Source organism: Polynucleobacter sphagniphilus, from assembly GCF_001953355.1.
GTDB lineage: Bacteria > Pseudomonadota > Gammaproteobacteria > Burkholderiales > Burkholderiaceae > Polynucleobacter > Polynucleobacter sphagniphilus.
Map to the genome: position 1 here is coordinate 1 of NZ_MPIY01000008.1, position 12,407 is coordinate 12,407.

Sequence of the window (12,407 nt, forward strand, 5' to 3'; positions counted from 1 at the left end):
TAATCCCTTGCTTAAGCAGCTCTAAAAGCACTGCAGCATCCTTGGGGTCGATTTTTATCCCAGGAGTTGAACATCACCTCTCTGTACCGGGCACTAGCTACCGAGGAAATAAAACAGACTTCAAACCCCGCCGCTACCAAGCGATGCCCTAATGCGCGGTGGTAATTGCCGGTTGCCTCAAACCCAATAATGCAAGGCGGCGGTAAGCTCTTTAGAAAAGCAATAAAACGATCATGATCGGCAGCAGAATTAGCCATCCGAAAATGCTGTCGTTTACCTTCTTTAGTCTCGCTTAACACGGTATTAAAGTCCTTGGCAATATCAATTGCAATCCATGCCCCATAGGGTTTATTGTTTAAGTGGTCAGCCATAGCAATACTCCTTATTGATGATCTCGCAATCACCAGCATGGCTTAAATTGCTGCGGCTGACTACCATTCTGCATGTACTATGGCCCGGAACTTGTCAGTGGCAGACTGATGGAGTGGGCAGCAAAGCATCAAATCCACATACAACATATCCAACCAGGTAAACCACAACAAAATGCCTATGTAGAGCGCTTTAATCGCACCGTCAGATACGAATGGTTATCACAGCATTATTGGGAAAGCATTAACGAAGTTCAGGAGTTTGCAACGCAATGGATGTATAAATAGACCGAAGGGAATCCCGCGGGACAATCATCAACGTCCAAATATGGCATTGGGCGGCATTACCCCGAAACAGCGACTGGCCATGGTTGCTTAACTAATCCTACTTTTAGGTTCGGTTAAATAAGGGGGGATTACCAGTCAAGCTCAGCCATTTTCAGCCAACAAAACATCAGTGTTGGCGGCTTTGCTACAGGCTTGGGCTACAAGCAGATGTTTAGCGACTCATTTTATGGTTTTGGCGAGGTGAACTATGCAGCCTTCTCACCTAAATCAGTCACCATAGCCACAGATGCGGGCACTATTAATTCAACCACGAAAGGTACAGGCACTGACTTTATTGTTGGTGTTGGTTACCGCTTCTAATCTAACCGTGCATATGAATAAAGCCGCTCTAGGGGCTTTATTCTTTGCTACTGATGATGAGTACTTTTTAGATACCGCAGCTCAATGTGCCCGGATCATCTTGTTTGATGCCCGCGCCCCCCTTCGCTATAGCCACTTGCATATCTCTTGGCAGCTGAACACTATTTTTTACGGCAAGTATTTCCGCCATGACGCTGACTGCAATTTCAGGGGGTGTTTTGCTGCCAATATAAATTCCAATCGGGCCTCTTAATCCTGAAATAGATTCCTCAGTGTGTCCAAAGTGCTCAATTAAACGTTGCTTACGTGCCTCACTATTTCTGCGAGAACCAATGGCGCCAATATAAAAAGCTTTAGTCTGCAAGGCATCTAGCAGAGCTAAATCATCTAACTTGGGATCATGCGTTAAAGCCACTACGCAACTACGACTATCTAACTTCATGGCAATGACGACATCATCAGGCATCTCGGATGTCAGGGTCACGCCCTCCACTTTCCAGCTGTCTCGATATTCAGCGCGGGGATCACAAACTGTGACATTAAAGCCATTAAATAAGGCCATGATGGCTAGATACTCAGATAACTGCCCAGCCCCGATAATCAACATACGGTATTCAGGGCCAAAGGTATTCCTTAATTCCTGAGAGCTTACTGACAATGCTTCTGGTGCATTGACTTTACTCAGCTGCACTACCCCATCATTCAAACGAGTAATTCGCTGCACCAACAACCCAGAGGAGAGTTGCTGAACTAACTGACTCAACATCTCCACATCAATCTCAAACTCCAGCAATAGCTCCAAAGTACCTCCACAAGGAAGTCCAAAGCGATGAGCCTCGTCTGCCGTGATGCCATACTTTAAAAATTGGGGAGGCCCAGAAGGGAATTCTTTGCTGGCGCCATAGCTACGAATCAAATCATCTTCAATGCAGCCGCCCGAGATACTACCCACAACACTGCCATCTTCACAAAGTGCCATGATCGATCCAATCGGTCTTGGCGAGGAGCCCCAGGTGCGCACTACTGTAGCTAATAAGGCCCTCTTACCAGACCTTCTCCAGTCCAATAAAGTGCGCAGTACAACAAGATCTACATTTTCCATAAAGCCAATCTTAGTTCAATTGGGTAGATTTGGAAGTGTCAACACCATACCCAACTCTTGCCTGAACTTCTGCAAATCGGCAATGGAGTCCACATCCCCTAGAAAGTGGGCATTGCTAGTTTCAAGCAGACTGACCATTTCTGGATGTTGATCCATAAAATTGCGGCATACCATCTCAGGTCCAGATGCCAGTATTTGCTTTAAGGCATTTCTGCCAATCAAAACTGGATTACCCCTTTTGCCATCGACCATGGGCAAAATAATCTCGCCAGACCCTCGATTCATAAATGCCTCTATTAATTGGGCAATGTCTGCGGCATTAATTAAAGGCTGATCACAAAGCAGCATGATCACCCCATCGAGATCTTGATTGATGGCTTCCAACCCCAAGCGCACTGATGAGGGCTGTCCCAAAGCGGGATTGGGATTGCGAACTATCCGGACCGGATGATCTTTAAGGACTGGCTCGATAAATGCATGGTAATAGCCTGTTACAACAAGTATTTCAGCGACAGCAGCCTCTGATAATGCCCGCAACATATGCTCAATGAGTGGGATGCCCTCCATCTGAATGAGGGCTTTGGGGATAGAACCCATTCTGACTCCCTCGCCAGCCGCCAAGACAATGGCGCCTATATTTAACCCAATAGCCTTGCTGGCTGGTTTATCGCCTTGATTGCTTGATTTCATGGTCTGAATGATCTCTTTTTTAGCTTTGAACTCAATTTAGCAGCACTGCAGCCTAGACACATTTTATTTATCCAAAAGAGCGATACTGGCTGTAGGCGCTTTTTTTCTTAATCCAATAAATCGATAACTATTATCAATTCTATTCATTAGACAAATAATTACTTAGCCTAGACAATGTCCAAGTTGTCACTCATTTTTTAAACAAGAAAGGAACACCATGTCCATTATTAACACTCCAGTAATTCCATTTAAAACCCAAGCTTTCCACAATGGTAAGTTTATTACCCTGACTGAAGAGTCACTCAAGGGCCATTGGTCTGTATTGATTTTCATGCCAGCAGCATTCACATTCAACTGCCCAACAGAAATTGAAGATGCAGCAGAGAACTATGCTGAATTCCAAAAAATGGGTGCTGAAGTTTATATCATCACAACTGATACTCACTTCTCACACAAAGTTTGGCATGAGACTTCCCCAGCTGTAGGTAAGGCGAAGTTCCCATTGGTTGGCGATCCAACACACACCCTTACACGTGGTTTTGGCGTACACATCGATGAAGAAGGCTTAGCCTTGCGCGGCACATTCATCATCAATCCAGAAGGCGTTATCAAGACAGCTGAAATCCATTCAAACGAAATCGCTCGTGATGTATCTGAAACTCTGCGCAAGCTCAAAGCTGCACAGTACACAGCCGCTCACCCAGGTGAAGTTTGCCCAGCAAAATGGAAAGAAGGCGCAGCTACATTGACTCCTTCTTTAGATTTAGTAGGCAAGATCTAATAAAGCATTCATCACAATAGACTCTCTTAGAGAGTCTATTGGAGAGAACTCAGATTCTCTCCAATAGACTGCCTAAATACACCAATCAAGGAATTACCATGTTAGATAGCAATATCAAATCCCAGTTAAAGACCTACTTTGAGAGGATTGTTCAACCAATCGTTCTCACCGCATCACTCAATGACAGCCCAGCTGCCGGAGAAATGCTCGAGCTCTTAAATGAGGTTGCTGAGCAATCTGACAAGATTACGATCAAAACGGATGGCAATGCCACTAACAAGCCTAGCTTCACCGTCAGTAAAGCTGGTGAAGCAGCTCGCATTACATTTGCTGGATTACCAATGGGTCATGAGATGACTTCTTTCATCTTGGCTATTTTGCAGGTGAGCGGTTATCCACCCAAGGTAGAAGATGAAGTGATTGCGCAGATTAAAGGCATTACGCAAAAACTGAAATTTCAGACCTTCATTTCCTTGTCGTGTCACAACTGTCCAGATGTAGTGCAGGCCTTAAATTTGATGGCTGCCCTTAACTCCAATATCGAACATGAAATGATCGATGGCGCCCTGTATCAGGAATTGGTTGATGCCCATCAAATTATGGCTGTGCCAACCGTCATTCTGAATGAAGAATCCTTTGGCCAAGGTCGCATGGGTATTGAAGAAATTATTGTTAAATTGAATGCCAATAATCCAGCCGAGGACATGGCCAAGTTCAATGCAAAAGATAAATATGATGTGCTGATCGTTGGTGGTGGTCCAGCTGGTGCAGCTGCTGCTATCTATGCTGCACGCAAAGGAATTCGCACTGGTGTTGTAGCTGAGCGCTTTGGCGGTCAAGTCTTGGATACGATGGCGATTGAAAACTTCATTTCTGTCCAAGAGACTGATGGCCCTAAACTTGCTATGGCACTGGAGCAACACGTCAAGAGCTACGATGTCGATATCATGAATTTGCAACGCGCTAGCGCATTACGTCATTCAGACAATGGTATTGAGCTTGAGTTAGCCAATGGTGCGGTACTCAAAAGTAAATCGGTCATTATCAGCACCGGTGCCCGCTGGAGAGAAATGAATGTCCCAGGCGAAACCGAATACCGCAACAAAGGTGTGGCCTACTGCCCCCATTGCGATGGTCCTCTATTTAAAGGCAAACGCGTTGCAGTCATTGGCGGTGGAAATTCTGGTGTTGAGGCGGCGATTGATTTAGCCGGACTCGTTAGCCACGTTACCCTCATTGAGTTTGATAGCGCACTCCGTGCTGATGCTATTTTGCAGAAAAAACTCTTCAGTCTACCCAATGTCACAGTGATTAAGAGTGCCCTTACTAAAGAAGTATTGGGCGATGGCAGCAAAGTAAGTGCCTTAAAGTATGAAGATCGCACCACCAATGAAATGCATACTATTGAACTAGAGGGCATCTTTGTACAAATTGGCTTGCTGCCAAATACAGAATGGCTCAAAGGCACGATTGATTTATCCCCTCGCGGAGAAATCATGGTTGATCCAAAAGGTGAAACTTCTGTGCCAGGCGTCTTTGCTGCCGGAGATTGCAGCACTGCCCCCTACAAGCAAATCATTATTGCGATGGGTGAAGGCGCCAAAACGGCATTATCTGCTTTTGACTTCTTGATCCGCTCTTAAGATAAACAAGGTAATCTCTCTCTGAGATTACCTTGTTACCCATCAATTAGTTTGAACTCTGCCCTGCAGGGGCAGCTGGGGCATCCCAGGATCCACCAAGTGCCTTAATCAATCCCACGGTAGAGGTAAATTGACTACCCTTTATTTGGGCCTGAACGCGAATACCCGTTAATTGATTTTGCTGAACCAAAGCCAATGCTAAGGCTGTATCTAGCCCTGCCTGATAGCGAATATAGGAGAGCTCATAAGCCCGATTTAGATTAGCCACCGATTTATCTTCATTTGCCCTCGCAAGCTTAAGCTGCTGAACATTGCCTAGCGCATCCTGAACATCCTGAATGCCAGTCAAAACAGTTTGTTTGTAATTAGCCAATGAAAGCGCATAGCCCGCACTTGCATAATCTACGCCTGAGCTAATTCTTCCACCATCAAATAAAGTTTGCGCTGCTTGTAAACCAAAAGACCAAATCATAGAAGGCACTGCAAATAGACTTGGGATGCTATTTGACTGATAACCAACATAGGTTGGAGACAAAGTCAGCATAGGAAAATACGCAGACTTGGCAACGCCAATTTGCGCATTCGCCGCAGCCATCGCCCTTTCAGCTGAAGCAATATCGGGGCGACGCTCCAATAAAGCGCTTGGCACCGTTACAGGGACGACTGGCAAAGTATCGGGCAACTTTCCACCAGGCAAATGAAATCCCGCCGCAGGAATGCCGGCCAAAGTGGCTACTAAATTCTCTAACTCATTACGCTGCGCACGAAGTTGCTCTATTTGCGCCTTTGTCGACTCGGTCAATGCAGCCTGTTGAACCATATCTACTTCGCTCGATGCGCCAAGATCATGTCGCTTGGTAATTAAAGTTAAGACTTTCTCTTGTAAGCCAATCGAATCTTTGAGCGCACGAATTTCTTCATCGGTCTGCCTTAATCTAAAGTAGGCCTGCGCTAATTGACCTGTGAGGATTAACTGGGTATTTTCTTTATCAGCCTGCGCTTGCTGAACGGTATCCTGCGCTGCCTCAACGCTTCGACGAATTTGCCCAATCCAGTCAAACTCATAACTAGCAGATACATAAGGACTGAAGTTATTCTGAATAGTGGTGGCGTTTGGAACTTTGTAATTAGTTAGCGGACGATTTGCTGAAACCCTTTGATTGTCTGCTACTGCCCCAGCCTGTACAGTTGGCATAAATGCAGCAAATTGAATACCATACTGCGCTTTTGCTTGATCCAGTTTTGCTATAGACGCTTGCAAGGTTTGGTTATTTGCTAGGCACTTTGCCTCAAGCTCATTAAGCTCCTTATCACCAAAAATAGTCCACCAATCCTTCTTGGGAATGGCGTCTTTAGGATTGCCGGGCGCCCATACAATCCCATCGGCATCCTTGGTCGTTTTCCAGGTATCAGGCAAATCAACGGTGGGCCTGACATAGTCGGGACCAATAGGAGAGCAAGCCGTTATCACCAGCGAAAGTGCGCAGAGATATAAACGACTGTATTTCATTTCTTATCCTGAGGAGCTGGTTTGGCAGCCTCTGCTGGTTTTGGAGGCGCGGCAATCACTACCTTCTGACCATTTGCAATTGAGTCCATTGGATTGACAATCACCTGATCGGCGGGATCAAGACCCCCAACAATTTGTACAGAGCGGCCATAATCAATTCCAAGCGCTACCGTCTTTCTAAGCACTTGACCATTCTGTACTACCGCAACTTGAGTGCCCTGAGAGCCAAACATGAGGGTGTTGGTTGGCAATATCAGACGACCTTGATTATCTAAGGGCAAGGATGCCTGCACAAAGACGCCGGGCAATAAAAAGGTTTGCCCATCCGGAATCTCAATATCTACCTGTAGAGTCCGGGTAGCGACATCGATTGCGCCAGCAGTTCGGACAATTTTTCCTTCCACCACTTTATCTGGCGCCTCTGGTTTGTAGACCGAAACCTCCTGCCCAATCGTAATCGACTCTGAGCGCGCTTGTGGAACATACACATACAAATGTAAGTTTTTGGTTTGCGATACTCCAAATAAAGCTTGGGGGCTACCACCGTTACCAGGGTTCACCAAGTCACCCACATTGACGTTACGGCGAGAGACAATGCCATCAAATGGAGCGACGATCTTGCCAAACTTCAATAGCTCTTTTGTTCTTTGCAGAGTAGCTCGTGACTGTTTATAGGCTGCACTCTTCTCATCCAATTCCTGTTGAGAAACCGCATCTTCTTTACGCAATAAAGTCCAGCGCTCAAAAGCTACTTTTGCTAGATTAAAAGCGGCGTTAGCTTCATCAACCTGTTTATTTACCTCTGGAGTCTCTAGAATCGCCAAGACATCGCCCTGTTTTACAGGTGCGCCGATATCTTTAAACCATTCTTTTACATAACCTGGAGTGCGGGCGTAAATCAAGGTTTCGTTGTAACTCTCCACCGTACTTGGCAAGGTTAAATGCGCGTCTGCAGTACCACCATTAGCCTGAACGACAATCACATTCATGACATTATTTTGAGCAGCACGCTCTTCCAATGTGCTGTTATTCATCAAACGCAAAATCACAATACGAATGACGCCAAGCAATAAAATAATTGCAATCGCAATCAGAATATTGCGGGCTAAACGCAGTATACGTTTACGCTTAGCGAGATCATGTTCGGGGCCATGAAGATCCGAAGTGGGTAAACCTCGGTTGGCGTGGCGTTCGTCGGTCATGTTGCGGTATTCCTTTCTTCCTTACGCAATGCAATCTGTCGGTGGAGCGATCCAAAGAGCACTGGTACAAATAATACGGTTGAAACTGTTGCGAATAAAAGACCGCCAATAACAGCTCGGCCTAAAGGTGCATTCTGCTCAGAGCCCTCTCCAAAGCCAATGGCCATCGGAATCATACCGATGATCATCGCTAAAGCCGTCATCAATACAGGGCGCAAACGGGTGGAACCCGCTTCCAGGGCTGCAGATAAGGCTGGCAAGCCTTCTTGCATGCGCTGACGTGCAAATGACACCACCAAAATACTATTGGCAGTAGCCACTCCCATCGTCATAATCGCTCCCGTTAAGGCTGGCACACTTAAATTAGTGCCAGTGAGCAGCAGCATCCATGCAATTCCTGCTAGCGCTGCAGGGAGCGCGGTAATGATGATGAAGGGATCCAGCCAAGACTGGAAATTGACTACGATGAGCAGGTAAACCAGAACCATCGCACCCAAAATACCAAAGCCTAAGCCCATATAAGAAGAACGCATGGTGGTAATCTGACCACGCAAAACCACTCTCGTGCCCGGGGGCAAATCTGCTTTAGCCCCATCAATCACATCCTGCACCGCATTGGCCACTGAACCCAAATCTTTACCACGTACGTTTGCATAAATATTAATTACCGGCTGAATATCAAAACGATCCACTACCGCAAATTCAGTGCCTGGTGTGAGATCAACCAAATTTCCCAAAATTTGATTAGGAGCCTTTGCGCCAGTACCGTTCATATTCGCAGGAGAATTAGTAGATCCTCCAATGGGTAGACCCAATAAATCATCTACTGAACTGATCCTGTATTGAGGTGCCTGCACATTAACACTATAAACAATGTCATTGCCAGGGTTCAACCAAAACGCAGGGGCAGTTACTACGTTTCCAGATAGTGGCAACAAGATGTTCTGCGCAACATCTACTGGGTTTAATCCCATACCCTGAATCTTTGCCCGATTCATATTGAGCTTCAGCGTTGGATTATTCAAGCGCTCTTGAATATGCACATCTGCGGCGCCAGGAATACTGGTAATCTGACTCAGTAATGTGCTGGCATATTTTTCACTTGCTTCATAGTTCTTGCCGAGCACCTGCACGTCAATAGAAGCCGGTATGCCGAAATTCAGAATCTGTGTAACTACGTCAGCCGGCTGAACATAAAACTCCACACCTGGAAAGTCCTTACGCAGACGCGGCAACAACTGCTCAACATAATAGTTACTCGGCTTGTGGTCCTCAGTCAAAGAAATGAGAATATCGGCATCGATCGTACCGATGGTTCCCGAATTACTATAGGACAAGTTAATGCCGCTATATGGTAGGCCGATGTTATCAAGAATGGCGCCCATTTGATCTTCTGGGATTACCTCACGAACTACACCCTCGACTTGATTGACTATTTGGGCCGTTGTTTCAATCCGCGTTCCGGTAGGCGCACGTACATGCAACTTAATTTGACCCGTATCAATCTGAGGGAACAGGTCTCGTCCTAAGAATAAGAAAATTCCACAAGAAAGAATACAAAAGGTCAAAAAACCCTGCATAAATTGCTTGCGATGGGTTAATAAAAAGCTCAGGAGCAAGACATAACCAGCCCGAAAGCTTTCAAAATGCTCATTAAAACGACTGTGCACATGATGAATCCATGCAGTCACTTTATTGGTACTTTCCTGATGCCCCATCATCATCAAAGCCAATGTAGGAACCAAAGTGCGCGAAAGGATATAAGAGGCCAGCATGGCAAAAACCACAGCCTCAGCCAAGGGTACAAACAAGTAACGTGCCACACCACCCAAAAAGAACATAGGCACGAACACAATACAAATACACAAGGTAGATACGAATGCAGGAATTGCTATCTCGCCAGCGCCATCCAAAATTGCGTTATAGAGATCGGTACCCATGTGCAGGTGACGCTCAATGTTTTCGATGGTTACCGTTGCATCATCGACCAAGATACCCACCGCAAGAGCTAAACCACCCAGGGTCATGATATTGATGGTTTCCCCAATCGCGTGTAAGGCCAGAATTGAAGAGAAAATCGATAGGGGAATGGAGATGGCAATAATGGTGGTTATCCGCCAGTTACCCAAAAACAATAAGAGCATCAAGGCTGTTAAGAGCGCTGCAATTAAAGCCTCATGGATCACACCATTCACAGCCGCCTTAACAAAGATCGACTGATCACTTAAGAAGTTGGTTTCAATACCCTTGGGTGCAAGAGCCATCACGCCAGGCAACTTCTCTTTGATACCAGCCACAACATCTAAAGTAGATGCGCCGCCGTTTTTAAGTACAGAGAGCAAAACCCCACGTGAGCCATTTTGGTGAACGATATTGGTTTGAGGGTTAAATCCATCGCGCACGTGAGCAACATCTCGCAAGAAGGTAGTGGCTCCATTGCTTGTCTTCACTGGGATGGCATTTAATCCCTCAATAGAATTAGGCGAACCATTGAGGGCTACGGTGTATTCAGTTTCACCAATCTTTGCGGTTCCTGAAGGCAAGATCAAGTTCTGCGCATTGACCGCATTAATGATGTCGGTTGAAGAAAGACCCTTTGCCAACAAAGCGCTTGGATCCAAGTCCACAGAAACTACCCTAATTTTTCCACCATATGGGTAGGGAATGGCGGCCCCCGGAATGGTCACCAATGGTGGCCGAATAATATTGGTAGCACTATCAAACAATTCTTGGTCGGATAGCGTCTTACTAGATAAACCAATCTGAATCACCGGCACGCTGGAAGCGGTATATTTGATAATCAGGGGGGACAAGGTTCCCGGTGGGAAATTCTTCAGCAGAGCCTGGGATACTGCAACGACCTGTGCAATTGCCATCTCAATATTGACGTTCGGCTGAAAATAAATCTTCACAATACCAATACCAGGCAAAGTTTGCGACTCAATCCGCTCAATGTCATTAACAGTGGTTGTTAAGCTTCTTTCATCGGTCTGAATGATCCGAGAAGCCATCTCTTGGGCTGATAGGCCGTTATAGGTCCAAATAACACTAATGACAGGAATATTAATATCTGGCAGCACGTCCACTGGTGTGCGCATGATTGCCAACGGGGTGGCAAAAAGGATAACAATCGCCATCACAATAAAAGTATACGGTCGTGTGAGCGCTAAACGAACAATCCACATTTAAGACGCACTCCTAGTATTAGTATTTTTCATCTCTTTTTTATTCTTTTGCTCAGATTGACTCAGCAGCCTCATACACCTGCTCCAAAAATTTAACAATCAAACTGAGGTCTTTTTTGTTCACTTTTGATAAAAGAGCGGCTCGAAAACGATCCGCCTCAATTTCAATCTTTTTATAGAGAGCGGCGCCACTCTTGGTAAGTAAAACAAATTTCATCCTCTTATCAACAGTAGATGGTTGACGTGATACTAAGCCATGCCGAACCAATCTATCGATCATTGGAACCATGCTAGGAGGCTCAACCCCCACTCGCTTGGCTAATTCAATTTGTGAGAGCGGTTCATCGGAGCGCGCAATAAATGCAATTGTCATCCACCCGGTTTGCCCCACACCCAAATCCTTCAGACGACGATCGAGAGCCTGCTTGTAAGCGCGAGCGGCACTATGAAGCATGACAGAAAATTGCTCTTCTAATGTAGTTATGAGGAAATCGTGCATATTCGTTAGAATTCTATCCAATTGACATATTAATACCTATTCGTTATTTTTGCTTGCAGCTCATTTTTTAATATCCAAATACACTTACGGTCACCACACAGCTTAAAAAGGAATAAAAATGAGTCTGATTGAAAAATTAAAATGGCGTTATGCAACAAAAAAGATGGATCCGAGCAAGCCGGTGCCTGAGGAGAAGGTCGGGCAAATTCTGGAGGCAATCCGCCTTACTGCAAGTTCCAGTGGTTTGCAGCCCTATGTAGTGCTGGTAGTAACCAATCAGGAGGTGAAGGAACAGATAAAACCAATTGCCTGGGGCCAGTCACAAATTACGGATTGCTCCCATTTACTAGTTTTTGCAGCCTGGGATACCTATACAGCTGATCGCATCAATCAGATGTACGATTTTGCTGATGAGGAGCGCAATATCAAGAGCGAAGCGGCCATGGCCTATCGCCAAAACCTCCTCAAGAATTACCCCACCAGGGATCCTGAAATCAATTTCACACATGCCGCTAAACAAGCCTACATTGGCCTAGGTACAGCCCTCATTGCTGCAGCCTACGAGCAAGTCGATTGCACCCCGATGGAAGGCTTTGATCCAGCTGCCCTTGACGTCATTCTCAATCTCAAGGAAAAAGGCCTGCGTAGCGTTCTAATGCTCCCACTAGGTTATAGACAATTAGATGAAGATTGGCTAGTTAACCTGAAGAAAGTCAGACGCCCTACAGAGGATTTTGTCATCAATGTGAAATAAGGCGATAGTTAATACAAAAAAATAC

The 12,407-nt window shown here is 45.7% G+C and carries 11 protein-coding genes and 1 pseudogene; 5 read left to right on the forward strand and 7 right to left on the reverse strand.

Translation table 11 applies throughout. The annotated features are described in order from the left end of the window. Window positions 1–11 precede the first annotated feature (11 nt). Window positions 12–371 carry an IS110 family transposase gene (locus BOQ04_RS08145; RefSeq protein WP_076024263.1) on the reverse strand — a complete coding sequence of 120 codons (360 nt, stop codon included), beginning with the start codon at window positions 369–371 and terminating at the stop codon, window positions 12–14. Between the two features lie 81 nt (window positions 372–452). Here BOQ04_RS08145 and BOQ04_RS08150 point away from each other — a divergent pair. Both BOQ04_RS08150 and BOQ04_RS10730 read left to right on the forward strand, forming a co-directional pair. Beyond that, window positions 453–747, forward strand: a pseudogene (locus tag BOQ04_RS08150) (integrase core domain-containing protein); the annotation flags it as partial. Between the two features lie 116 nt (window positions 748–863). After that, window positions 864–1,016: a hypothetical protein gene (locus tag BOQ04_RS10730; RefSeq protein WP_158025488.1), complete on the forward strand. Its 153-nt coding sequence runs from the start codon at window positions 864–866 to the stop codon at window positions 1,014–1,016. Between the two features lie 67 nt (window positions 1,017–1,083). Here the strand turns inward: BOQ04_RS10730 and BOQ04_RS08155 are convergent, their stop codons facing one another. Both BOQ04_RS08155 and BOQ04_RS08160 read right to left on the reverse strand, forming a co-directional pair. Further along, window positions 1,084–2,118, reverse strand: coding sequence for an XdhC family protein (locus BOQ04_RS08155; protein ID WP_076024264.1), 1,035 nt, complete (start codon window positions 2,116–2,118; stop codon window positions 1,084–1,086). Between the two features lie 15 nt (window positions 2,119–2,133). Next, window positions 2,134–2,808 carry a nucleotidyltransferase family protein gene (locus tag BOQ04_RS08160; protein WP_076024265.1) on the reverse strand — a complete coding sequence of 225 codons (675 nt, stop codon included), beginning with the start codon at window positions 2,806–2,808 and terminating at the stop codon, window positions 2,134–2,136. A gap of 217 nt (window positions 2,809–3,025) precedes the next feature. Between BOQ04_RS08160 and ahpC the strand changes: the two genes are divergently transcribed. Then, window positions 3,026–3,589: an alkyl hydroperoxide reductase subunit C gene (ahpC, locus tag BOQ04_RS08165; protein ID WP_076024266.1), complete on the forward strand. Its 564-nt coding sequence runs from the start codon at window positions 3,026–3,028 to the stop codon at window positions 3,587–3,589. Between the two features lie 98 nt (window positions 3,590–3,687). Beyond that, window positions 3,688–5,232, forward strand: a complete 1,545-nt coding sequence (gene ahpF, locus BOQ04_RS08170) for an alkyl hydroperoxide reductase subunit F (RefSeq protein ID WP_076024267.1) — start codon at window positions 3,688–3,690, stop codon at window positions 5,230–5,232. A gap of 46 nt (window positions 5,233–5,278) precedes the next feature. Here the strand turns inward: ahpF and BOQ04_RS08175 are convergent, their stop codons facing one another. Genes BOQ04_RS08175 through BOQ04_RS08190 form a run of 4 tightly spaced genes read right to left on the reverse strand, consistent with a single transcriptional unit; the run spans window position 5,279 to window position 11,628 of the window. Next, entirely contained in the window at window positions 5,279–6,742 is a 1,464-nt protein-coding gene (locus BOQ04_RS08175) for an efflux transporter outer membrane subunit (protein ID WP_076024268.1), read from the reverse strand. Further along, window positions 6,739–7,944, reverse strand: coding sequence for an efflux RND transporter periplasmic adaptor subunit (locus tag BOQ04_RS08180; RefSeq protein WP_076024269.1), 1,206 nt, complete (start codon window positions 7,942–7,944; stop codon window positions 6,739–6,741). The genes BOQ04_RS08175 and BOQ04_RS08180 overlap by 4 nt, the downstream gene beginning before the upstream one ends. Further along, the gene (locus BOQ04_RS08185; protein ID WP_076024270.1) at window positions 7,941–11,129 is read right to left on the reverse strand and encodes an efflux RND transporter permease subunit; all 3,189 of its coding nucleotides are present in this window, start codon (window positions 11,127–11,129) and stop codon (window positions 7,941–7,943) included. The genes BOQ04_RS08180 and BOQ04_RS08185 overlap by 4 nt, the downstream gene beginning before the upstream one ends. A gap of 52 nt (window positions 11,130–11,181) precedes the next feature. Then, the gene (locus BOQ04_RS08190) at window positions 11,182–11,628 is read right to left on the reverse strand and encodes a MarR family winged helix-turn-helix transcriptional regulator (RefSeq protein WP_076024271.1); all 447 of its coding nucleotides are present in this window, start codon (window positions 11,626–11,628) and stop codon (window positions 11,182–11,184) included. 118 nt (window positions 11,629–11,746) lie between these two features. Here BOQ04_RS08190 and BOQ04_RS08195 point away from each other — a divergent pair, with 118 nt between their 5' ends. After that, window positions 11,747–12,382 carry an NAD(P)H-dependent oxidoreductase gene (locus BOQ04_RS08195; protein WP_076024272.1) on the forward strand — a complete coding sequence of 212 codons (636 nt, stop codon included), beginning with the start codon at window positions 11,747–11,749 and terminating at the stop codon, window positions 12,380–12,382. The last annotated feature ends 25 nt before the right edge of the window (window positions 12,383–12,407 follow it).

Excerpts from the sequence above, each read along its gene's own strand:
- BOQ04_RS08145 (WP_076024263.1), bottom strand. The coding sequence starts at position 371 with ATGGCTGACCACTTAAACAATAAACCCTATGGGGCATGGATTGCAATT.
- BOQ04_RS10730 (WP_158025488.1), top strand. The coding sequence starts at position 864 with ATGTTTAGCGACTCATTTTATGGTTTTGGCGAGGTGAACTATGCAGCC.
- BOQ04_RS08155 (WP_076024264.1), bottom strand. The coding sequence starts at position 2,118 with ATGGAAAATGTAGATCTTGTTGTACTGCGCACTTTATTGGACTGGAGA.
- BOQ04_RS08160 (WP_076024265.1), bottom strand. The coding sequence starts at position 2,808 with ATGAAATCAAGCAATCAAGGCGATAAACCAGCCAGCAAGGCTATTGGG.
- ahpC (WP_076024266.1), top strand. The coding sequence starts at position 3,026 with ATGTCCATTATTAACACTCCAGTAATTCCATTTAAAACCCAAGCTTTC.
- ahpF (WP_076024267.1), top strand. The coding sequence starts at position 3,688 with ATGTTAGATAGCAATATCAAATCCCAGTTAAAGACCTACTTTGAGAGG.
- BOQ04_RS08175 (WP_076024268.1), bottom strand. The coding sequence starts at position 6,742 with ATGAAATACAGTCGTTTATATCTCTGCGCACTTTCGCTGGTGATAACG.
- BOQ04_RS08180 (WP_076024269.1), bottom strand. The coding sequence starts at position 7,944 with ATGACCGACGAACGCCACGCCAACCGAGGTTTACCCACTTCGGATCTT.
- BOQ04_RS08185 (WP_076024270.1), bottom strand. The coding sequence starts at position 11,129 with ATGTGGATTGTTCGTTTAGCGCTCACACGACCGTATACTTTTATTGTG.
- BOQ04_RS08190 (WP_076024271.1), bottom strand. The coding sequence starts at position 11,628 with ATGCACGATTTCCTCATAACTACATTAGAAGAGCAATTTTCTGTCATG.
- BOQ04_RS08195 (WP_076024272.1), top strand. The coding sequence starts at position 11,747 with ATGAGTCTGATTGAAAAATTAAAATGGCGTTATGCAACAAAAAAGATG.